The following is a 21,439-nucleotide window of genomic DNA, read 5'->3' on the forward strand; positions in this document are numbered from 1 at the left end:
GGTCATTCAGATCAAACGATTACGCTTGGCGAAGTCTCGCAAGTGCACCGCTGCGTTCACCCCGAGCTTTTCGATCAAGCGAGTCTTGTAGGTGCTGACCGTCTTGTGGCTCAAGTGCATAAGCTCGCCGATCGCCTTGTTGGTCATACCCCGGGCCAGGTATTGCAGGATGCTCAATTCACGGTTGGAGAGTTTGTCGATCATCTGTTTTTCGCTGCTTTGCAGGGGGTTCTGCGAACCCGAAGGCAGTCGTGCGAAATAGGTGTAACCAGTCATCACCGCATGCACGGCCTTTTGCAATTGACTCAGGACGTTGGTCTTGGAGACATACGCCATGGCTCCGGCGCGCATGCAACGCTCTTGAAAAAACAGCGGATCCAGGGACGTAAAAACCAGTACCTGACATGACCAATCACTGGTACTGATCCGGTCCAGAAGCTCCAGCCCATCGCCTTCGGGCATGACCAGATCCAGCACCATCAACGTGGGTGAATGCTCCCGGAGCATCGACAGCGCCTCGCTACCGCTGACAGCCTCATGAATCCGTTTGAAGCCCTCCTTCTCCAGTACGATTTTGACTGCGGCGCGTACCACCGGATGATCGTCCACAATCAGCACTGACTTCATGACAACTCCCTGTGCAAAGACCTGACGATTGCGCACGAATGTACGCCGGATGACCACGAACCGGACGCAACGGCTGCGCTAAGACTTTTGCATGGAAGGCAGAAAGAATGTACCTGACAGAAGTGATAGTACCGACGAACGGTAGCCCCGAAAATCAACCGATCCGTTGCCGATATCGCTCTTGATTCAAGGAGGGTGCAGCTTCACACGCAGGCGGGTCGATGAGCGTCATCAGCCGTTGAATGGACGTAAAATCCGGCAGCGCCGAGTGGCTTATCTGAATCTTCCGCTCAACACCAACGACAGGAGTTGGCGGCAGTTGTACCTGCCGACCATCGTAAATCAAGGCATGACGAACCTGACGGTTATCGAGGAAGAACCCAGGCAGGTCCAATACCCCACCTGCCAGTGAGGCATTGATGACGACCAGATCAAATGGCTCGCAGCCGTACTCGACCAGGGTCAACATCTCCGCAAGGCTTTGCACCGGTGCCACCCGGTAATAACCGAGCTGATTGAACAACCGCTCGGTTTTCATTCGATGAAAATGCTGTTCGTCGGCGATCAGGATACGCAAGGTTTTGTTCGTCATCGCGTGCCTCCAGGTCAATGCCTGATGAGTGAGGCGGCAAGACTACGCAAGAGCCATGAAGCGTTCTGTAGGACGTTTCCTAAAAGCTGTGTCACTTATCCCTTCAGTACATGGCTCTCAGGGACGGGCCGGGATTCGCCGCGCAGTTGCAGTGCGGAGTTAGTCAGAAGGGTTCAGGATTCAAGATTTGTGGTGCTTTTGAGGGCCCCATCGCGGGCAAGCCCGCTCCCACAGGGATCTTCAGTGAACACCACTTGGGTGATTGAAGATCAAACTGTGGGAGCGGGCTTGCCCGCGATGGCGGCCTGGCAGGCGCCGAAGATTTAGCTGGCAGTGGCCAACAACAAATCCATCACCGACCGGCCATGCCCACGCGACTTGCCATGGTCATACAGCGAGCCGGCGATTTCATCGGCGCGGATCGGCAGGATCGACAGCAAGGTGTCGCTCAAACCGTGGCTGGCCTGGCAGAAGCCCTGCATGTAGATGCCGGCCTTGCAGCGCTCGTCGGTGATCAGTTTGTAGTGGCGATCGACCTCGAAATCGCCCAGGTACTGTTCCAGCGGTGCCAGCAGTTTGCGGTGCATCTGACGCTCGTAACCGGTGGCCAGCACCACGGCGTCGTAATGGCGAACGGTGACTTCACCGGTGGCGTTGTTGCGCACCGCCAGTTCGATACCGCGCTCGGTGGCGGTGGCTTTCTCGACCGTGGTCAGCGTGCGGAACGCATGACGTGCGATGCCCGAGACCTTCTGGCGATAGAAGATGCCGTAGATGCGTTCGATCAGGTCGATGTCCACCACCGAATAGTTGGTGTTGTGGTACTCGTTGACCAGACGCTCGCGTTCGCTGCTGGCCTGCTGGAACACCAGGTCGGTGAACTCCGGCGAGAACACTTCGTTGACGAAAGGGCTGTCATCGGCCGGCTTCAGGGCCGAGCCACGCAGGATCATGTCCACCTGCACCGACGGGAAGCTGTCGTTGAGGTCGATGAAGGCTTCCGCCGCACTCTGCCCGCCGCCGATGATCGCGATGCTCATCGGTTGGTTGTTCACGCACGGCTGCTTGGCCATGCGCTCCAGATACTGGGAGTGGTGGAACACCCGGCCGTCATCCTTGAGTGCCTTGAACGCTTCGGGAATGCGCGGTGTACCGCCGGCGCTGACCACCACCGAACGGGTGGTGCGCACATGCTGCAGACCTTGCATATCACGCGAAATCACCCGCAGCGCTTCGACCTGCTGCTGGTGCAGCACCGGTTCGATGGCCAGCACTTCCTCGCCATAGCGGCTCTGCTCGGTAAATTGCCCGGCGACCCAGCGCAGGTAGTCGTTGTACTCCATGCGGCACGGATAGAAGGTGCCAAGGTTGATGAAGTCCACCAGACGACCGTGGTGCTTGAGGTAATTGACGAAGGAATACGGGCTGGTCGGGTTACGCAGCGTCACCAGATCCTTGAGAAAGGAAATCTGCAGTTCGCTCTGGGTGACCAGGGTGTTGCCGTGCCAGCGGTAGTCCGCCTGCTTGTCGAGAAACAGCACATCCAGCTCGCCCTGGCTCGGCCCGCGCTCTTGCAGGGCGATGGCCAGAGCCAGGTTCGAAGGGCCGAAACCGACGCCGATCAGGTCGTGAACGATGGGCGATGCAATTGCCTGTGTCATTTCCAGTGTCCTCTGGATGAACCCCGGACCAGCGGGGATAACGCCTGGGTGACCTGACCGGCCTTGTTCGGCAGCAGATCGTCTGTTGAATAGAAACGAGGACAATGAAAAAAAATTTAACGAGGCCTGATTAAACGGTAATGCTGTTCACTTAAGGCTTGCCTGAATCCTTGTGGCGAGGGAGCTTGCTCCCGCTTGAGTGCGAAGCGCTCACAAAAGAGGGCTGCTGCGCAGCCCAGCGGGAGCAAGCTCCCTCGCCACAGAATCATTTCATCCGCTTAAGTGAACAGAATTACGACTAAACGTGCCGATCAGTGGGCGTCCCACTGGCGCATGCGCACCCGGCAATGCTTCATCGCATTGACGATGTGCTTTTCCACCAGCGCCCGGGAAATACCCAGGTGCTCGGCGATTTCCGGGTGCGACAAGCCATCGATCTTGCGCAACAGAAAACTCTCGCGACACAGCCGTGGCAACTCCGCCAGCGCGCGCTGGAGCATGTCCAGGCGTTGACCGTGATCGAGGCTGTTGTGGGGGGATGGCGTGAAGTAGCGCTCTTCGCTGTCGAGCACATCCAGGGATTCGACCTGCCGCAAGGCATTGCGTCGGTGGTCGTCGATCACCAGATTGAGCGCGGTGCGATAAAGAAACGCCCGGGGTTGTTCGATCGGCGTGTCACTGGAACGCTCCAGTACCCGCAGATAAGCGTCATGCACCACATCTTCGGCCACCTGACGGTTGCCTAGCTTGGCGTTCAGGAAACACACCAGCTCGCGATAGTAGTTTTCCAACATGACTCCCGGTTCTTGGGCCAATCTGTGCCATAAAGAGTGCGCCATAAAAGAGATGGCGGCACGATGATGGCAGCGCGCAAGGGGCGTAATTTATAGTAATTCTCATATAGATTTAAAGCACTGGATCCATTTGCCTGAGAAATAACCTCATTTGTCGTCCTGTAACCCCATGTATCAAGGCTTAAATTCTGCTCAGGGGTTCTCGTTTACAGGACAGCTTCCCGTGTCTGTCGGTCCACCGACAGCGTTCAGCGGCGCCGGTCACTGCCGCGTTCGCCGAGCGACGGGCCGATTTTCACCGGCTGGAACCCCGCATGAAACGTCCCCGCCCCACCCGACGCGCCCTGCTTGTCGCTTTGTGCCTGATCCCCGCCGTGGCCCTGGCCGCCTGGCAAGTGATCCCGCCGGGGCGTGAAAAACTTGCCACCGCCGCCGTGACCCGCGCCGATATCGAAAACAGCGTGACCGCCCTCGGCACCCTGCAACCGCGACGTTACGTCGACGTCGGCGCCCAGGCGTCCGGGCAGATCCAGAAGATTCATGTCGAGGCCGGCGATCAGATCAAGGAAGGCCAACTGCTGGTGGAGATCGACCCTTCTACCCAGAAAGCCAAACTCGACGCCGGGCGCTTTTCCATCGACAACCTAAAGGCTCAGTTGCAAGAGCAGCGCGCCCAGCACGACCTGGCGCAGCAAAAGTATCAGCGCCAGCAAAACCTCAAGGCCGGCGGCGCGACCCGCGAAGAAGATGTGCAAACCGCCCGCGCCGAAGTGCGGGCGACCCAAGCGCGCATCGACAGGTTCCAGGCGCAGATTCGTCAAGCCCAGGCCAGTTTGCGCAGCGATGAAGCGGAGCTGGGTTACACGCGGATCTACGCGCCGATGTCCGGCACGGTGGTCGCCGTCGGCGCCCGGGAAGGCCAGACGCTCAACGCACAACAGCAAACGCCGCTGATATTGCGCATTGCCAAGTTGTCACCGATGACCGTATGGGCCGAGGTTTCGGAGGCCGATATCGGCCAGGTCAAACCCGGCATGACCGCCTGGTTCACCACGCTCAGCGGTGGCAGCCGGCGCTGGAGCAGCACCGTGCGGCAGATTTTGCCAGTGCCGCCACGCCCGCTCGAACAGGCCCAGGGTGGCAACCCCACCAGCGGTCGCAGCGGCAGTGAACGGGTGGTGCTCTACACCGTGTTGCTGGATGTCGACAACGCCGACAACGCCTTGATGACCGACATGACCGCCCAGGTATTTTTCGTCGCCCGGCAGGCGCAGAACGTACTGACGGTGCCCACCGCGGCCCTGCAAAACGGCACCGCGGCGGATCGCCAAGTGGCGCAAGTAGTAGCAGCTAACGGCGAGGTTCAGCGCCGCGAGGTTCGGACCGGGATCAGCGACCGGTTACGTACGCAGATTCTCGACGGGCTGGCGGAAGGCGATCACGTGCTGAGTGCTCCGCCCACCGGCAGCGGAGGCTGAATGCAAACGCCCCTGATTGACCTGCGACAGATCCGCAAAGCCTACGGCGGTGGCGACAGCCCCTTGGTGGAAGTGCTGCGCGGCATCGACCTGTCGATCCATGCCGGCGAATTTGTCGCCATCGTCGGCGCTTCCGGCTCCGGCAAATCGACCCTGATGAACATCCTCGGCTGTCTCGACCGCCCTACCAGCGGCGACTACCTGTTCGCCGGGGAAAACGTCGCCGGCCTGGGCAGTGACGAACTGGCGTGGTTACGGCGCGAGGCCTTCGGCTTCGTGTTTCAGGGCTATCACCTGATCCCGTCCGGATCGGCCCAGGAAAACGTCGAGATGCCAGCCATTTATGCCGGCACCCCGGCGGTCGAACGCCATGCCCGCGCGGCGGCCCTGCTCGAGCGCCTCGGCCTGGGTTCGCGCACCGGCAACCGTCCGCACCAGCTCTCCGGTGGCCAGCAACAACGAGTGTCGATCGCCCGCGCCTTGATGAACGGCGGACACATCATCCTCGCCGACGAACCCACCGGCGCCCTCGACAGCCACAGCGGCGCCGAAGTCATGAGCCTGCTCGATGAACTGGCCAGTCAGGGGCATGTGGTGATCCTGATCACCCACGACCGCGAAGTAGCCAGGCGCGCCAATCGGGTCATCGAGATCCGCGACGGCCTGATCATCAGTGACACCGCCACCCATCCCTCGGCCGCCCCGCGCACGGCCCGTCCCGGCGCGCTGCAAGCCGTGGACCTGCGCCAGCGCCTGAGCGCCGGCAGCGAGCCCAATGGCGCCTGGAAAGGCGAACTGCTGGACGCGATTCAGGCGGCCTGGCGCGTGATGTGGATCAATCGCTTCCGCACCGCCCTGACGCTGCTGGGGATTGTCATTGGCGTCGCGTCGGTGGTGGTGATGCTGGCGGTGGGCGAAGGCAGCAAGCGACAGGTAATGGCGCAGATGGGCGCCTTTGGCTCCAACATCATTTACCTCAGCGGCGCCGCGCCCAATCCGCGTACACCGCCCGGAATCATTACCCTCAACGACGTCACCGCGCTCGCCAACCTGCCCCAGGTGCAGCGGATCATGCCGGTCAACGGCTCGACGGCCGGTGTGCGTTTCGGCAACGCCGATCACACCGCCTATGTGGGCGGCAACGACACCAACTTCCCGAGCATTTTCAATTGGCCGGTGGTTCAGGGCAGCTATTTCACCCAGGCCGATGAAGACAGCGCCGCCGCGGTCGCGGTGATCGGCCACAAGGTCCGGGAGAAGCTGTTCAAAGACCTGAGCGACCCGATCGGCCAGTACATCCTGATCGAAAACGTGCCGTTTCAGGTGCTCGGCGTGCTGGCCGAAAAAGGTTCCAGTTCCGGCGACTCCGACAGCGACAACCGCATCGCCGTGCCCTACTCGGCCGCCAGTGTGCGTCTGTTTGGCAGTCGCAACCCCGAGTATGTGGTGATCGCCGCCAAGGATGCGCACAAGGTCAAGGAGGCCGAGCAGGCGATCGAACAAACGATGCTGCGCGAGCACAACGGCAAGCGCGATTTCGAGCTGACCAACAACGCCGCGATGATCCAGGCCGAGGCCCGCACCCAGGGCACGCTGTCATTGATGCTCGGTTCGATTGCGGCGATTTCGCTGCTGGTCGGCGGCATCGGCGTCATGAACATCATGCTGATGACGGTGCGCGAACGCACCCGGGAAATCGGTATTCGCATGGCCACCGGCGCCCGTCAGCGCGACATCCTGCGCCAGTTTCTCACCGAGGCGGTGATGCTCTCGGTGGTCGGCGGTGTCGCCGGGATCGGCCTGGCGCTGCTGGTCGGTGGCGTGCTGCTGCTGAGCAACGTCGCGGTCGCGTTCCAGTTGTTCGCCGTGCTCGGCGCCTTCGGCTGCGCCCTGGTCACCGGTGTCATCTTCGGCTTCATGCCTGCCCGCAAGGCTGCCCGGCTCGATCCGGTCACGGCCCTTACCAGTGAATGATCGACCTATGAAAGTGCCCCTGACCCTTCTGGCGGCCAGCCTGTTGCTGGCCGCCTGCAGCAACCCTGCGCCGCGCCCCGACAGTGGCCTGCAACCACCCGCTGCCTGGCAATCGCCGAACACCGCGGCCGCTGCACACAGCAATCGGCAATGGTGGATGCAGTTCGGCAGCCCACAACTGAATCGCCTGATCGAACAGGCCAGTGTGGGCAGCCATGACCTGGCTGCCGCCGTCGCCCGGGTGCAACAAGCCCAGGCCAGCGCCACCATCGCCGGTGCCCCGCTGCTGCCCGAACTCAAGGCTGGCCTCAACGCCAATCGTCAACGCTTGCTGCATGGCAAGGGGTATAGCCAACTGGACGTCAACCCCAACAATCGCTCGCTGGATTATTACGATGCCGCGCTGAGCGCCAGCTATGAAATCGATTTCTGGGGCGGCAAACGGGCGGCCCGGGACAGCGCCCTGCTCGGCTTGCAGGCCAGCGAGTTCGATCGGGCCACCGTGGAGCTGACCTTGCAAAGCGGCGTGGCCAACAGCTACACCCAGGCCTTGTCGTTACGTGAACAGCAACGGATCGCCGAGCTGAACCTGGCCAACGCCCAAAGCGTGCTGCGATTGGTGCAGACCCGTTACGACGCTGGCAGCGCCACCGCGCTGGAACTGGCTCAGCAAAAAAGCCTGGTGGCCGAACAGCAACGCAAACTGCCGCTGGTGCAGCAACAGGCCCGGGAAGCGCGGATCACCCTCGCCGCCCTGCTCGGCCAACCGGTGCAGGCGCTGACACTGACGGAGCAGCCGTTCGATCAATTGCATTGGCCGCAGATTGCCAGCGGCGTGCCCAGTGAACTGTTGAGCCGCCGCCCGGACATCGCCAGCGCCGAAGCCAAACTCGCCGCCGCCCAGGCCGATGTGACCGTCGCCCGCGCGGCGATGCTGCCCACCCTGACGCTCACCGCCAGCCTGGGCACCGGCGCCGACCTGGCCTCGGATTTGTTGCGCACCACCTTTTACAACCTGTCCTCGGGGCTGGTGGCGCCGGTCTTCAACAATGGTCGCCTCAGCGCCACCCGCGACAAAGCCACGGCGCGTCAACAGGAACTGCTGGAAACCTATCGCGGGGCAATCATCAATGGCTTTGCCGATGTGGAAAAAGCGCTCAACAGCATTCACGGGCTGGACGAACAACGTCAGTGGCAAGGGGAAGAACTGAGCCAGGCGCAGACCGCTTTCGACATCGCCCAGAGCCGCTACCAGGCCGGCGCCGAAGACCTGCTCACGGTCCTGCAAACCCAGCGCACGCTGTATGCCGCCCAGGATCTGAATGTGCAACTGAGATTGTCGCGGTTGCAGGCCAGTATTGCGCTGTACAAGGCGTTGGGTGGGGGGTGGCAAGTCCTTTAGCTCAGTGTGAACATTGAGATTGCTATCGCGAGCAGGCTCGCTCCCACACTGGACCTGTGTTCGCAGGACTAATGTGGGAGCGAGCCTGCTCGCGAAAAAACGATAACGCGGTCTATCTGCTTAAACCGGCCATCCCTTGACCTTCAAATGCCGCGCATACCACGGCCGTCGCGGCACTTTGCGCAACAGGTCACTCATGTTGTCTTCATCGCCAAAAGTAATGCGCAACGCCAGCTTCATGGTTTCCGGGTCCATTTCCACCGAGCGCCCCGTTTGCAGGCCCGGGGTCGTGCTGCAGCCGTGAGTGTCCGGCCCGAGCCATGGGTCGCCCACTTCCACCCAACGCCCCGGCGCAAACCACGGCACGCCATTGACCTCCAGGCGGCTCAGCTCGCCGGGGTGAAAACGCTCATGGGCGCGGAACCAGTCTTCGATGCGATCGTCGATCCAGCCGTGGAAACGCCAGAACACCGGGTTGACGTGGGACGAAAACGGATCGCCGAGAAAATCGTTTTCCGGGGCATACCAGCGCGCCGCGAAGTCAGCCTGATCCCGGGCCATCGGCACCGGTATCTCGTTGGACGGGTCCCGGGCCACCGACGCCCAGCGCATGTGCAACCAGTCGTGCAGGCCCAGTTCGACCTCCGAGCCGAACTGGCCGAGGGTCAGTTTCGACAGGTAACGCGGATCGCGGTACTGCGACTCCCAGACCTGGAAGTTGCTGTGATAGGTCTCTGCGGCTTTGATGTCACTGACCCACTTGGTGTACTCGTCGTCGCCTTCGGTCAACCAGGTCGGCGGCAAGGCATTGCCATCGTGATTGTCGAAATAGCGCGCGAAGCCCTGGCGATCGCGCTCGAGTTCCGGCTGCGGCAAGGGGAACGCCGGCCATGAGGGCAAATCCTGCATGGACCGGGCAACGCCGAGCATGTGCCGGTGCATGAAGAAAAAATCGATGCCCGAACCGTTGCGGTCCTTGCGCGGCCCGCGGGCATCACGCTCCTTGTCCCGTGGGCCGGGTTGCCAGCCGATACCGCGCAACGCCTCGCGTTTTTTCTCCGAGAGCTTGTGCCATTTGTCCCGGGACGCGTGCCAGAGCTGATGAAACAATCGATGCTCGGGGGACACCAGCCACGCCAGAAACGTCGGATTGAGGGCAGTCCGCTCCCGCGCTTCGGGAAACCGGCGCTTGATGGCGATAAAGCGGTTGTCGAGTTCGGGCAAACCCAACGGGCGATTCAGGCTCAGTACCTGACCGCTGAACGTGCCGCTGCCGGCGTTGCCGAAAGCGGCCCAGACTTCGTCGAGCCTGGCTTTGAACTCATACACTGGCGCCACCAACGGGGCGTCGGTGCGCATCAGCCGCCAGTACAGTTCGGCGCCATTGGCCGGCGCCAGATCGCCGATGACCTGATAGCACGGCTGGCCTTCCCCGCGCAGGTGAGTGCCGGTGTCCAGGCAACCGCGCAACCCTCGCCCGCGATGAGCGATGTCGAGAAACAGCTCCAGCCCGTCCTGCGGCAAGCCATCAAGCCCGGCATCGCTGCCGACAAAACGAATGTCCCAGACTCCGCGCAAGCTGTCGGCCAGTTGCTGCCCGGTGGTGCTGGCCAGGTCGACCGTGGCCTCCCCCGGCGTGATCGGTTGCTTTTCCCGGGTCAACTCACGATGTGCATAAAAAGCGGCAGGCACCGCAGCGCTCGTGAGCGCCAGGCCTGCCATGAACCAGCGTCGAGAAATCGTCATTGCCCTACCTGTGTCAGCCCTGAAGCAGGCTTTATCCAAGCTAGAACGTTTGTTGTGGGGGGAAATTTAAGCGCACCAGGCAGTGCTTTGTGGGGGGATTACCTGTGGAGAGAGGGCTTTCCTGTGGCGAGGGAGCTTGCTCCCGCTGGAGCGCGGAGCGGTCCTGATTCTTCTCAGGCAGATCGCGTCTGCTGGATTTACGACTGCTTCGCAGCCGAGCGGGAGCAAGCTCCCTCGCCACAGGGAATCGCACAAGCCCTTAATTTTTTCTATTGGTCACTCGTTCCCCCCAGATAGCAAAGGCCCCTGCGCCTGCACCGGGGCGGCGAACCTGACTGAGATGGCGATGACAAAAACACGTTCGAAAAAAGCTCTGTACCTCGGCCTGCCACTGGCCTTGGCCATCAGTGCCGGCGCAGGCTGGCTGGTCTGGGATTACGGGTTCAAGGACAACCCCGGCTACCCGGTCAAGGTCATGAAACAGGCCACCGAACTGCAGGAGCGGATCCTTTCCTTCGACAGCCACATCACCGTCCCCCTGAGTTTCGGCGCCCACGGCAACGAGGCCGACAAGGACGGTTCCGGCCAGTTCGACCTGATCAAGGCCAACCGTGGCCGACTGTCCGGCGCGGCCCTGACGGTCTTCGGCTGGCCGGAAATGTGGAACGGCCCGAACGCGCCGCACAGGCCCACCGACGGTTTCGTCGAAGAAGCACGTAACCAGCAGGAAGTGCGCTACAAAATCATCTCCGGCCTGGCGCGCGACTTTCCCAATCAGGTCGGCATCGCCTACACCCCCGACGACTTCCGGCGCCTGCACGGCGAAGGCAAGTTTGCGATTTTCATCAGCATGCTCAACGCCTACCCGCTGGGCAATGACCTGAGCAAACTGGACCTGTGGGCCGGCCGCGGCATGCGCATGTTCGGTTTCAGCTACATCGGCAACAACAGCTGGGCCGATTCGTCACGACCGCTGCCGTTTTTCAACGACTCCCCCGATGCCCTCGATGGGCTGTCGGACATCGGCAAACAAGCGGTGCAACGCCTCAACGATTTGGGCGTGATCATTGATGTGTCGCAGATGTCGACCAAAGGCCTGGAGCAAGTGGCGCAACTGAGCCGCACGCCGATGGTGGCCTCGCACTCGGCGCCACGGGCTTCGGTGGACATCCCACGCAACCTCAGCGACAAGGAGCTGCAACTGATCAAGAACAGCGGCGGCGTGGTGCAGGTGGTCGGTTTCTCGCAATACCTCAAACCGCTGACCCAAGGCACACAGGACAAACTCAACGCCCTGCGCACGCGCTTCGATCTGCCGCCATTGCCCAACCTGGCGATGGCGCTGATGCCCGGCGACCCGATCATCACCGCCTGGTCCGAACAGAAGCTCGGTCAATACGCCAGCGGTCTGTACGCCATTCTTGAGGAAGAACCCAAGGCCACGCTCAAGGACCTCGGCGACGCCATCGATTACACCGTGCGCAAGGTCGGCATCGACCACGTTGGTATTGCTTCGGACTTCAACGACGGCGGCGGCATCAAGGGCTGGGAAAATGTCGGCGAGATCCGCAACGTCACCGCCGAACTGATCCAGCGCGGTTATTCCGAAGCCGACATCGCCAAGCTCTGGGGCGGTAACTTCCTGCGAGTCTGGGACCAGGTGCAAAAAGCCGCGAAGCCCACGCTGATTTCTCGCCAGGAAACGGTCAAGCCATGAGTGACCGTCGTACCTTTCTGAAACAGGCCGGGGTCCTCGCCGCCGGCCTGCCGTTGGGGGCCAGCCTCGGCTCACCGGTCGCCGCCGCGCAGATGCAAACCCTGCCCCGGGACAAATGGGCGCAGTTGCGGCAGTTGTTCGACCAGGACCCGAACTACATCCACTTCGCCAACTTCCTGGTGACCTCCCACCCCAAACCCGTGCGCGAGGCCATCGCCCGTCACCGCGCCGAGCTCGATAAAAATCCCGGGCTAGCCATGGACTGGGACTTGGGTGTGACCGAGCGGCGCGAAGAAAACGTGCGACTCTGGGCCAGCCGGTATTTGCAGGCCAAACCGACCCAGATCGCCCTCACCGGCAGCACCACCGAAGGCCTGGCGATGATTTATGGCGGTGTGCAAGTGCGCCCCGATCAGGAAATCCTCACCACGGTTCACGAGCACTACTCCACGAACAACATCCTGCGGTTTCGCAATCAGCGCGATGGCACCCGGGTGCGCAAGATTCGGTTGTTCGAGCAGCCACAGTCGATCTCGGCCGATCAGGTGCTGGATACCATCAACCGCAACATCCGCCCCGAGACCCGCGTACTGGGCATGACTTGGGTGCACTCGGGCAGTGGCGTGAAGCTGCCGATCAGCGATATCGCCGGCCTCGTCGTTGAACACAATCGCCAGCGCGACGACAAGGACCGGATCGTTTATGTGGTCGATGGCGTACACGGTTTCGGCGTCGAAGACCTGAGTTTCCCGACGATGAACTGCGACTTCTTCATTGCCGGCACCCACAAATGGATGTTCGGCCCCCGCGGCACCGGCATCGTCTGCAGCCGCAGCGAAGAGCTGAAATACGTCAGCCCGAGCGTGCCGACCTTCTCCGAAGCCACGACCTTTTCCACCATCATGTCCCCGGGCGGCTATCACGCTTTCGAACATCGCTGGGCCGTGGACGAAGCGTTCAAATTGCACCTGGAACTGGGCAAGGCCGACGTCCAGGCGCGCATCCATCAACTCAACAGCTACCTGAAACAGCGATTGCTGGAGCAACCGGGCGTTGAACTGGTCACCCCGGTCGATCCGAGGTTTTCGGCGGGTTTCAGCTTCTTCCGGGTCAAGGGTCAGGACGGCGATGCCGTGGCCGCTCACCTGATGCAAAACCGGATTGTCAGCGATGCGGTCAGCCGCGACGTCGGCCCGGTGATCCGCACCGCGCCGGGCCTGCTCAATACCGAAGCCGAGGTGGACCGCTTCATCGACGTGCTGGGCAAAAAGCGCTCCGCGTGAACCCTCGCTGCGAGGCCAATGTAGTTCACTCAAGAACATCTTGAGTCAGATAAACCTGTGGCGAGGGAGCTTGCTCCCGCTTGAGTGCGTAGCACTCACAAAAATCGGCAATGACTGGCAGATTTTTGGGGCCGCTACGCAGCCCGGCGCGAGCAAGCTCGCTCGCCACAAAAGCTCGCTCGCCACAAAAGGCAGGCATGACTGATGAGCGAGTTTTAAGTGAACAGCATTGCACTGCGAGGCACCGTTTTCCTTTAACCGAGACGATTTATGAAAACGCTCCATCTGCCCTCTTCCCTGCGAACATTATCGGCCCTGGCACTGACCGCACTGCTCGCCGGTGTGCTGCCCGGCACAGCCCAGGCCGCGAACCCGCCCGCCCCCGGCAAGGTGTTCAAGGACTGCAAGGACTGTCCGGAAATGGTCGTGCTGCCCGCCGGCCGCTACACCATGGGCACGCCAGAGGATGAAGTCGGCCACCAGCCCGATGAAGGTCCGCTGCATGAAGTGACCTTCACCCGCCCTTTCGCCATCAGTCGCTTCCAGGTCCTGGCCGGCGAATGGGACGCGTACGTGCGCGCCACCGGCAACACCCCCGCCGACTTCGATGATCGCCCGGGCCGTCGCTGCACGGCCGGCAAACCCAGCTTCAAACAGACCGCGCGCCACCCGGCCGTGTGCATGAACGTGGCCGAAGCCGAGGGCTACATTGCCTGGCTGTCGAAGAAAACCGGTCATGCCTATCGCATGCCCAGCGAGTCGATCCGTGAGTACGCTGCCCGCGCCGGCAGCACCGGGTCTTTCCCGTTTGCGTTCGATGAAGGTGCCGACTACCAGATCTCCAAAAACGCCAACACCTACGGCGCCGCCGACGGCTACAACTTCACCTCCCCGGCCGGCACCTTTCCGGCCAACGCCTTTGGCATGTTCGACATGCACGGCAACGTTTATGAGTGGGTCGCCGACTGTTACCGCGAAGACTATGTCGGCGTGCCCTCCGACGGCAGCCCGTGGCTGGAGCAGAACTGCAAACGCCAGGTCATGCGTGGCAACGACTGGGGCGAAGCGCCGGTGTTTTCCCGCTCCGGCAATCGCAACAGCAGCCTGCCCACCAGCAGCGGCGACTGGCTGGGTTTTCGCGTGGTGCGTGAGCTCTGAATCCTTTGTGGGGAGGGGGCTTGCCCTGATGCCGGTAAGTCCAGCCGCGCAACCTGTGGGAGCGGCGGTGCGGCGATCCGACTTGCCCGCGATGACGGCGGTACAGTCAACATTTATGTCGCCTGACACACCGCTTTCGCGGGCAAGCCCGCTCCCACAGGGATTCGCTTAACTGACTGACATTAGGTCAGGCCCCTCCCACAGGTTTGTGACTGACCAGCATTACCGTCCACCGCCTTTAAATAAAGTCCACAACCATTCGTTTTCCTTAAGTACCGGCACTCCCTCCGCACTCCGCACCGAAGCAGGAATCCTCCATGACCAAGCCAACGCGTGGGGCGATCAACGAATTGTTCGCCCTGCTCAAGCCCTTCCGCCTGATCGTCTCTGTGTCCATCGTGCTCGGCATGATCGGTGGCCTGAGCGTCACCGTGTTGCTGGCGACCATCAACAATGCCCTGCACTCCGCTGACGGCCTGACCCGCACCGTGGTGATGATTTTCGCCGGGCTGTGCGTGCTGGCGCTGCTGACCTCGATTCTGTCTGACATCGGCACCAACTATGTCGGTCAGCACATCATCGCCAGGCTGCGCAAAGAGCTGGGGGAGAAAGTGCTGTCGGCGCCCATCGACCAGATCGAGCGCTACCGCAGCCACCGGTTGATCCCGGTGCTGACCCATGACGTGGACACTATCAGCGATTTCGCCTTCGCCTTCGCGCCTTTGGCGATTTCCCTGACCGTGACCCTCGGTTGCCTCGGCTATCTGGCGATGCTGTCGTGGCCGATGTTTCTGATGATGCTGGTGGCCATCGCCATCGGCACCACCATCCAGGCCATCGCGCGGGCCAAGGGCATGCGCGGTTTCTACGCGGCGCGAGACTCCGAAGACGAGCTGCAAAAGCACTACAACGCCATCGCCGAAGGCGCCAAGGAACTGCGCATCCATCGCCCGCGGCGTCAACGCATGTTCGTGTCCGGCATCCAGAAAACCGCCGAGAAAATCTGTGACACGCAGATCCGCTCGATCAATACCTTCGTCATTGCCAAGTCGTTCGGCTCGATGCTGTTCTTCGTGGTCATCGGCCTGGCGCTGGCCCTGCAATCGTTCTGGCCCAGTTCCGACAAGGCCGTGATGAGCGGTTTTGTGTTGGTGCTGCTGTACATGAAAGGCCCGCTGGAACATCTGGTCAGCACGCTGCCAATCATCAGCCGCGCGCAGATTGCGTTTCGCCGGATCGCCGAGCTCAGCGAACAATTTTCCTCCCCGGAGCCGCACCTGCTGCTGGAGGATCAGGGCCACAAACCCGGCCCGGTCCACAGCCTGGAGCTGAGCAACGTGCGTTACGCCTTCCCGCCGGTGGAAGGCAGCGAACCCTTCCGCCTCGGCCCGGTCAATCTGCGTATTGAACAAGGCGACATCGTGTTCATCGTCGGTGAGAACGGCTGCGGCAAAACCACGCTGATCAAACTGCTGCTGGGCCTCTATGCGCCCACCGAAGGCGAGATCCGCGTGAACGACCAGCCGATCACCGCGCTCAACCGCGATGACTACCGGCAGAACTTCACCACGATATTTGCCGACTATTACCTGTTCGATGACCTGATTCAGGGCGACCGACAAGTGCCGCAGGATGCCACGCGCTACCTCGAACGCCTGGAGATCGCGCACAAGGTCAGCGTGCGCGACGGCGCGTTCAGCACCACCGATCTGTCCACCGGCCAACGCAAACGCCTGGCGCTGGTCAATGCCTGGCTCGAAGCACGGCCGGTACTGGTGTTCGACGAATGGGCGGCCGATCAGGACCCGACCTTCCGCCGCATTTTCTACACCGAACTGCTGCCCGATCTGAAGCGCCTGGGCAAAACCATCATCGTCATCTCCCACGATGACCGCTACTTCGACGTGGCCGATCAACTGGTGCGTATGGAGGCCGGCAAGGTCAAAAGCGAACTGCAACCCGCGTAATGGACAAGGCCGTGTAGGAGCCAGGCTTGCCGTAATGCCAGTCAGTTTAGGACTGGAACACCGCAGACCTGTGGGAGCGAGCCTGCTCGCGATAGCGGTGGGTCAGCCAATATTGATGCTGAATTTACCGCCGTCATCGCGAGCAGGCTCGCTCCCACAAGTTTGCGCGCCTTAACTGACTGGCATTGAGGCTTGTCCTTGAAAGTGCCTTCGCCGGCAAGCCTGGCTCCTACATGACCGGCATTGCCCCTGGACCGGAAAAATAATTTTCCGGTTTGCCGCGGCCTCCTCGTCTTAATGAGATGAATAAGAACCATTACCAACTATACCTGCCAAGGTCTTAACCTCATGTCCGCATCCCGCTTCATGCTTCGACCTCTGACCCGCGCCCTGTTAATGAGCAGCACGACCCGCTCGCGCATGACCTCCACCGGCCTCGGCCTGGCGATGACCCTGGCCATGACGCCGTATGTCCAGGCCCAGGAATGGACCCTGAACATCCCGGCCCAGCCATTGGCTCAGGCGCTGCAGACCCTCGGTCAACAGACCAATCTGCAAATCATCTACAGCCCGGAGAGCATTCAGAATCTGCGCTCCAGTGCCCTCAGCGGCCGCTATCAGGAAGATGATTCGCTCAGCGCGATGCTCAAGGGCACCGGCATCCGTCATCAGCGCGACGGCAACACGGTCACGCTGCTGGCGCCGGCCACCGGCAGCGCGATGGAACTGGCACCGACCAGTATCAACGGCCAGCGATTGGGTGCGACCACCGAAGGCAGCAACTCTTACACCACCGGGGCGGTGACCATTGGCAAAGGCGAGCACTCGCTCAAGGAAACCCCGCAGTCGGTCACCGTCATCACGCGCAAGATGCTCGATGACCAGAACCTGAACACCATCGAACAGGTCATGGAAAAGACCCCGGGCATCACCGTTTACGACTCGCCCATGGGCGGCAAGTATTTCTACTCCCGCGGTTTCCGCATGACCGGCCAGTACCAGTACGACGGCGTGCCGCTGGACATCGGCAGCAGCTACGTACAGGCCGATGCCTTCAACAGCGACATGGCGATCTATGATCGGGTCGAAGTGATGCGCGGCGCGGCCGGGATGATGAAGGGCGCCGGGGGCACCGCGGGCGCCGTGAACTTCGTGCGCAAGCGCGGCCAGGACACCCCGCACACTCAACTGTCGTTGTCTGCCGGGACCTGGGACAACTACCGTGGCCAGGTCGACACCGGCGGCCCGCTGAACGACGCCGGCACCATCCGTGGCCGCGCCGTGGTGACCCAGCAGACCCGTCAGTATTTCTATGACGTGGGCGAACGCAGGGACCAGATCTACTACGGCGCGCTGGACTTCGACCTGAGCGACTACACCACCCTGGGCCTGGGCATGGCCTATGAAGACGTCGATGCCACTCCGTGCTGGGGCGGCTTGCCGCGCTACGCCGATGGCAGCGACCTGAAGCTCTCTCGCTCCACGTGCCTGAACACCGCCTGGAGCAACCAGCGCAGTAAGCGGGCCACTTACTTTGGCGACCTCAAACACGAGTTCAACGACAACTGGGCGCTGAAGGTCGCGGGGGTTTACTCGAAAAACACCCAGGACATGGAATACGCCTTCCCGAGCGGAACGGTACCGGTTGGCGCCACCAGCACCAATACCCTGATGATCGGCAGCATCTTTGACTACGATCAGGTCGACTACGGCCTCGACGCTTATGTGGACGGCAAGTTTGACGCGTTCGGCCAAGAGCACGAGCTGATCGTCGGTGCCAACGCCAGCCGCTCCCACAAAGATGACTTCTACGCCGTGGCCCTCCTGCCTCAGACTCAGAATGTGCTGAACCCCAACCATCACCTGCCCCAGCCGGATGAAAGTTTCTACCTGGCCAACGCCACCCGGGGCGGGCCGGTGGACATGCGGATCAAGCAATACGGCGCCTACTCCACGGCACGCCTGAAACTGGCCGATCCGCTGACCTTTGTACTGGGCAGCCGCGTCAGCTGGTACAAGTCCGAAACCGACTCCGTCTCGTTCTGGCGCGGCGAAGGCACACCGATCAGTTCCGAGGCCAAGGAAACCGGGCAAGTCACCCCGTTCGCCGCGCTGCTGTTCGACATCAACGATAACCTGACCGTCTACACCAGCTACGCGGATATCTTCACCCCGCAAGGCAACTACAAGACCATCACCGGTTCGACGCTCAAGCCATTGATCGGTCAGAGCTATGAACTGGGGATCAAGGGTGAATGGTTCGACGGTCGCCTGAACAGCTCCTTCAACCTGTTCCGCACCGTCCAGAAAGACGCAGCCCAGGATGACCCTGCCTGCCCGGACAGCAGCTGCTCGCAGAACTCCGGCAAAGTGCGCGCCCAAGGCTTCGAAGCTGAAGTCAGCGGTGAAGTCATTGACCGCCTGCAATTGCTCGCCGGCTACACCTACACCCAGACCAAGGTGCTGGAAGACGCCGACGTCAGTCAGGATGGCGTGTCGTACAACACCTATGTGCCGCGTCACGTGCTGCGCGTTTGGGGCGACTATGCGCTCAGCGGCCCACTGGAACGCGTCACCGTCGGTGCCGGCGTCAATGCCCAGAGCGGCAACTACCGCGTCTCACCGACCAGCAACAACAACGTCACCCAGGCTGGCTATGCGGTCTGGAACGGTCGCATCGGCTACCGCATCGACGACACCTGGTCCGTGGCACTGAACGGCAACAACCTGTTCGACAAGCGCTACTACGCCACGGTCGGTACCGAAAGTTGGGGTAACTTCTACGGTGAACCGCGCAACTTCGTGATGTCGGTCAAGGCTGACTTCTGATTTGCAGCACCAATGAAAACGCCCCGCAATTGCGGGGCGTTTTTTTGTGCGGGAAAAGCTGACGTATTTATTTATCCGGGGCTTGACCCTGGGTTTGAGGGTGTTCTTTCGGGCCTCATCGCGGGCAAGCCCGCTCCCACAGTGATTGGTGTCGTTCACAAATCTTTTGGCCTAAGCGGATACCTGTGGGAGCGGGCTTGCCCGCGATGAGGCCGGTGCAGCCACCACAAGACCCACAGTCAGACCGCTAAACAAGCACTGTTTAATCGACACTTCCAGATACTCACTCAGGCTACCCATTCTTGCGCCGTTGCCTACGACTACGTCAGAATCCGCCGGCTTGTGCGCCTTGGGCCGGATCTCTATTGTTTCCCAGTCGCTGACCAATCAGCGATCGGGTTTAGCGACCCGAACCTCTGTAGGCGCAACAGCGCTCCACGCTCTCTTGCAGACTGTTCATGTCTGCGATTGTTGTCATGGCGGCTGTGCGCGGGAGATCTTCGGATCTGCCGGGCGCCTACACCCGGTTCGCTAACCTGCGTGCAGCCGCCACCCTCACTTGTTTAGCGACAAGTCTTGGTGGCTCCATTTTTTGTAGGAGTTTCACCATGTTCAAACCAACGCCAAATCCTCCGGAAACCGACGACGTTTCCCCCTACGAATCCCTCGATTCCAAAAAGCTCAACGAAGCTGCCGACCGCGCCCTCGACCACTACCTCAAGCCACCCATCCCCAAAGATACCAAGCGCAAACCCAGCACCATTTACCATGTGGGTGCGAAGGTCGATAACGAAACCCTACTGGTCAACGCCTGTGAAACCCTGGCGTCAGCGAGCATGATGCTCAGTGAGTTCGCCGGATTGATGGATATGCCACATCGCAACATGATGTTGGGGATTCAATCGGTGGTGATGCTTGGCGAGCTGGCGGTGAATCGGGTGCTGGATAACCTCGATCCGCCGTCCTGACCATTGATCTGAGGCCACAGGCATTTTGTGGCGAGGGAGCTTGCTCCCGCTCGGCTGCGCAGCAGTCGCAAAACCAGCGAATGCGGTTTATCAGACACAACCGGGTTGAATGGTTTTGGGGCCGCTTCGCGGCCCAGCGGGAGCAAGCTCCCTCGCCACATGGGGTGAATCAGGGCAAAGGCTTCGATCTTTTGATCTTGAAGCTCTATGGCAAAGGGACTTGTTGTGCAGTTTCCATGCTCAACCCAAATGCCGACTCAGCGCCCGACTCAAGCTTTCATGCACGCTCAGCACATCTGGCATGACCGATGCCAGCCTGAGCAGGTCATGGGTCAGGCCCGGGCAATGTTCGAGTTCGACACTCACCCCCTGCGCGCGGAGTTTATCGACGTAGGCCTGGCCTTCATCGAGCAACGGATCGAACCCGGCCAGCAGCACAATCGCCGGCGCCACACCGCGCAGTTCCTCGGCCAGCAACGGTGAGAAGCGCCAGTCCAGCAGGTCTTCGGGGCTGCGGGCGTAGTGCTGGTAAAACCAGTCCAGCGTGTCGTTCTCCAGCAGATACCCCTCACTGAACAACAAACGCGAATCGTGGGTGCGCGACGCATCAGTGACCGGATAACACAGCAGCTGCACCTTGGGGGCGATAGCTACGGTGTGTGGCTGAACCACCGCCTGCGAGGCCAGCACCGTCGCCAGCGTGGCACCGGCACTGTCGCCGCCGAACGCGACGCGACCGGCATCCAGCCCCAGGGCCAGCGCCTGTTCCGCCAGCCAGGACAAGGCGTCTTCACCGTCCTCCAGCGCCGTCGGGAAACGATGCTCCGGCGCCAGCCGATAGCCAACCGACAACACCGCGCACGGCGTGCGCCGGCAGAATTCGCGACAGACTCCGTCATGGGAATCCAGGCTGCCCACTACAAAACCACCGCCATGGAAATACACCAGCACCGGCATCGGTGCCGTCGCCCCGCTCGGGCGATACAAACGCAACGCCAGCGGCGCACCGTCCCGGGCCGTGGTGTTGACCTCCAGCACGTCAAGATCCTGAGGAGCATCCCAACACAATTGCGCGGTGGTTTGTTCGAAGATCGCCCGGGCTTCGACCGGTGTCATTTGATGCAATGCCGGCAGGCCTGCGTCCTGGCCGTCTTGCGCCAGGTCGAGGAAGGCTTCCAGATCAGGGTGTAACGACATCGAAAGAATCCTTGTGTCAGAAAGGGGCGTGACTGAGCACGCCCCC

General features: G+C 61.4%; 15 protein-coding genes. 9 read left to right on the forward strand and 6 right to left on the reverse strand.

Annotated elements, in window-relative coordinates; genetic code table 11:
* Window positions 1–6: 6 nt before the first annotated feature.
* The 4 genes from ACZ3HH_RS23470 to ACZ3HH_RS23485 form a co-directional block, all read right to left on the reverse strand.
* The gene (locus ACZ3HH_RS23470) at window positions 7–627 is read right to left on the reverse strand and encodes a response regulator (protein WP_465808116.1); all 621 of its coding nucleotides are present in this window, start codon (window positions 625–627) and stop codon (window positions 7–9) included.
* 154 nt (window positions 628–781) lie between these two features.
* Window positions 782–1,219, reverse strand: coding sequence for a response regulator (locus ACZ3HH_RS23475; protein WP_465808118.1), 438 nt, complete (start codon window positions 1,217–1,219; stop codon window positions 782–784).
* A 323-nt stretch (window positions 1,220–1,542) separates the two neighbouring features.
* Window positions 1,543–2,880, reverse strand: a complete 1,338-nt coding sequence (locus tag ACZ3HH_RS23480) for a lysine N(6)-hydroxylase/L-ornithine N(5)-oxygenase family protein (RefSeq protein ID WP_465808120.1) — start codon at window positions 2,878–2,880, stop codon at window positions 1,543–1,545.
* A gap of 311 nt (window positions 2,881–3,191) precedes the next feature.
* The gene (locus tag ACZ3HH_RS23485; RefSeq protein WP_465808122.1) at window positions 3,192–3,674 is read right to left on the reverse strand and encodes a sigma-70 family RNA polymerase sigma factor; all 483 of its coding nucleotides are present in this window, start codon (window positions 3,672–3,674) and stop codon (window positions 3,192–3,194) included.
* Between the two features lie 314 nt (window positions 3,675–3,988).
* Here ACZ3HH_RS23485 and ACZ3HH_RS23490 point away from each other — a divergent pair, with 314 nt between their 5' ends.
* From ACZ3HH_RS23490 to ACZ3HH_RS23500, 3 genes are read left to right on the forward strand one after another with little or no spacing between them, the layout of a single operon-like run.
* The gene (locus tag ACZ3HH_RS23490) at window positions 3,989–5,152 is read left to right on the forward strand and encodes an efflux RND transporter periplasmic adaptor subunit (RefSeq protein WP_465808124.1); all 1,164 of its coding nucleotides are present in this window, start codon (window positions 3,989–3,991) and stop codon (window positions 5,150–5,152) included.
* Complete coding sequence (locus ACZ3HH_RS23495) at window positions 5,153–7,126, forward strand: MacB family efflux pump subunit (RefSeq protein ID WP_465808126.1); 1,974 nt, start codon at window positions 5,153–5,155, stop codon at window positions 7,124–7,126.
* 7 nt (window positions 7,127–7,133) lie between these two features.
* Entirely contained in the window at window positions 7,134–8,528 is a 1,395-nt protein-coding gene (locus ACZ3HH_RS23500; protein ID WP_465808128.1) for an efflux transporter outer membrane subunit, read from the forward strand.
* 120 nt (window positions 8,529–8,648) lie between these two features.
* Here the strand turns inward: ACZ3HH_RS23500 and pvdP are convergent, their stop codons facing one another.
* Window positions 8,649–10,274: a pyoverdine maturation tyrosinase PvdP gene (gene pvdP / locus ACZ3HH_RS23505; RefSeq protein WP_465808130.1), complete on the reverse strand. Its 1,626-nt coding sequence runs from the start codon at window positions 10,272–10,274 to the stop codon at window positions 8,649–8,651.
* A 346-nt stretch (window positions 10,275–10,620) separates the two neighbouring features.
* On the opposite strand from pvdP, the gene pvdM reads away from it, so the two are divergent.
* From pvdM to ACZ3HH_RS23535, 6 genes are all read left to right on the forward strand, one after another.
* Window positions 10,621–11,991, forward strand: a complete 1,371-nt coding sequence (pvdM, locus tag ACZ3HH_RS23510; protein WP_465808132.1) for a pyoverdine-tailoring dipeptidase-like protein PvdM — start codon at window positions 10,621–10,623, stop codon at window positions 11,989–11,991.
* Window positions 11,988–13,274 (forward strand): pyoverdine-tailoring periplasmic protein PvdN, encoded by a 1,287-nt coding sequence (gene pvdN / locus ACZ3HH_RS23515; RefSeq protein ID WP_465808134.1) that lies wholly within the window; start codon window positions 11,988–11,990, stop codon window positions 13,272–13,274. Before pvdM ends, pvdN begins: the two co-directional genes overlap by 4 nt.
* A 270-nt stretch (window positions 13,275–13,544) precedes the next feature.
* Window positions 13,545–14,432, forward strand: coding sequence for a dihydropyoverdine dehydrogenase (pvdO, locus tag ACZ3HH_RS23520; RefSeq protein ID WP_465808136.1), 888 nt, complete (start codon window positions 13,545–13,547; stop codon window positions 14,430–14,432).
* A gap of 317 nt (window positions 14,433–14,749) precedes the next feature.
* On the forward strand, window positions 14,750–16,399 hold the full coding sequence (locus tag ACZ3HH_RS23525; protein ID WP_465808138.1) for a cyclic peptide export ABC transporter: 1,650 nt from the start codon (window positions 14,750–14,752) through the stop codon (window positions 16,397–16,399).
* 348 nt (window positions 16,400–16,747) lie between these two features.
* Window positions 16,748–19,228, forward strand: coding sequence for a TonB-dependent siderophore receptor (locus tag ACZ3HH_RS23530; RefSeq protein ID WP_465808140.1), 2,481 nt, complete (start codon window positions 16,748–16,750; stop codon window positions 19,226–19,228).
* Between the two features lie 608 nt (window positions 19,229–19,836).
* The gene (locus ACZ3HH_RS23535; protein ID WP_465808142.1) at window positions 19,837–20,196 is read left to right on the forward strand and encodes a DUF6124 family protein; all 360 of its coding nucleotides are present in this window, start codon (window positions 19,837–19,839) and stop codon (window positions 20,194–20,196) included.
* 240 nt (window positions 20,197–20,436) lie between these two features.
* Here ACZ3HH_RS23535 and ACZ3HH_RS23540 read toward each other — a convergent pair whose 3' ends face one another.
* Window positions 20,437–21,393: an alpha/beta hydrolase gene (locus ACZ3HH_RS23540; RefSeq protein WP_465808144.1), complete on the reverse strand. Its 957-nt coding sequence runs from the start codon at window positions 21,391–21,393 to the stop codon at window positions 20,437–20,439.
* Between the last annotated feature and the right edge of the window lie 46 nt (window positions 21,394–21,439).

Source organism: Pseudomonas sp. PME37.24/025 (assembly GCF_055556615.1).

Coding starts and splice junctions, on each gene's coding strand:
- ACZ3HH_RS23470 (WP_465808116.1), bottom strand. CDS start 627: ATGAAGTCAGTGCTGATTGTGGACGATCATCCGGTGGTACGCGCCGCA.
- ACZ3HH_RS23475 (WP_465808118.1), bottom strand. CDS start 1,219: ATGACGAACAAAACCTTGCGTATCCTGATCGCCGACGAACAGCATTTT.
- ACZ3HH_RS23480 (WP_465808120.1), bottom strand. CDS start 2,880: ATGACACAGGCAATTGCATCGCCCATCGTTCACGACCTGATCGGCGTC.
- ACZ3HH_RS23485 (WP_465808122.1), bottom strand. CDS start 3,674: ATGTTGGAAAACTACTATCGCGAGCTGGTGTGTTTCCTGAACGCCAAG.
- ACZ3HH_RS23490 (WP_465808124.1), top strand. CDS start 3,989: ATGAAACGTCCCCGCCCCACCCGACGCGCCCTGCTTGTCGCTTTGTGC.
- ACZ3HH_RS23495 (WP_465808126.1), top strand. CDS start 5,153: ATGCAAACGCCCCTGATTGACCTGCGACAGATCCGCAAAGCCTACGGC.
- ACZ3HH_RS23500 (WP_465808128.1), top strand. CDS start 7,134: ATGAAAGTGCCCCTGACCCTTCTGGCGGCCAGCCTGTTGCTGGCCGCC.
- pvdP (WP_465808130.1), bottom strand. CDS start 10,274: ATGACGATTTCTCGACGCTGGTTCATGGCAGGCCTGGCGCTCACGAGC.
- pvdM (WP_465808132.1), top strand. CDS start 10,621: ATGACAAAAACACGTTCGAAAAAAGCTCTGTACCTCGGCCTGCCACTG.
- pvdN (WP_465808134.1), top strand. CDS start 11,988: ATGAGTGACCGTCGTACCTTTCTGAAACAGGCCGGGGTCCTCGCCGCC.
- pvdO (WP_465808136.1), top strand. CDS start 13,545: ATGAAAACGCTCCATCTGCCCTCTTCCCTGCGAACATTATCGGCCCTG.
- ACZ3HH_RS23525 (WP_465808138.1), top strand. CDS start 14,750: ATGACCAAGCCAACGCGTGGGGCGATCAACGAATTGTTCGCCCTGCTC.
- ACZ3HH_RS23530 (WP_465808140.1), top strand. CDS start 16,748: ATGTCCGCATCCCGCTTCATGCTTCGACCTCTGACCCGCGCCCTGTTA.
- ACZ3HH_RS23535 (WP_465808142.1), top strand. CDS start 19,837: ATGTTCAAACCAACGCCAAATCCTCCGGAAACCGACGACGTTTCCCCC.
- ACZ3HH_RS23540 (WP_465808144.1), bottom strand. CDS start 21,393: ATGTCGTTACACCCTGATCTGGAAGCCTTCCTCGACCTGGCGCAAGAC.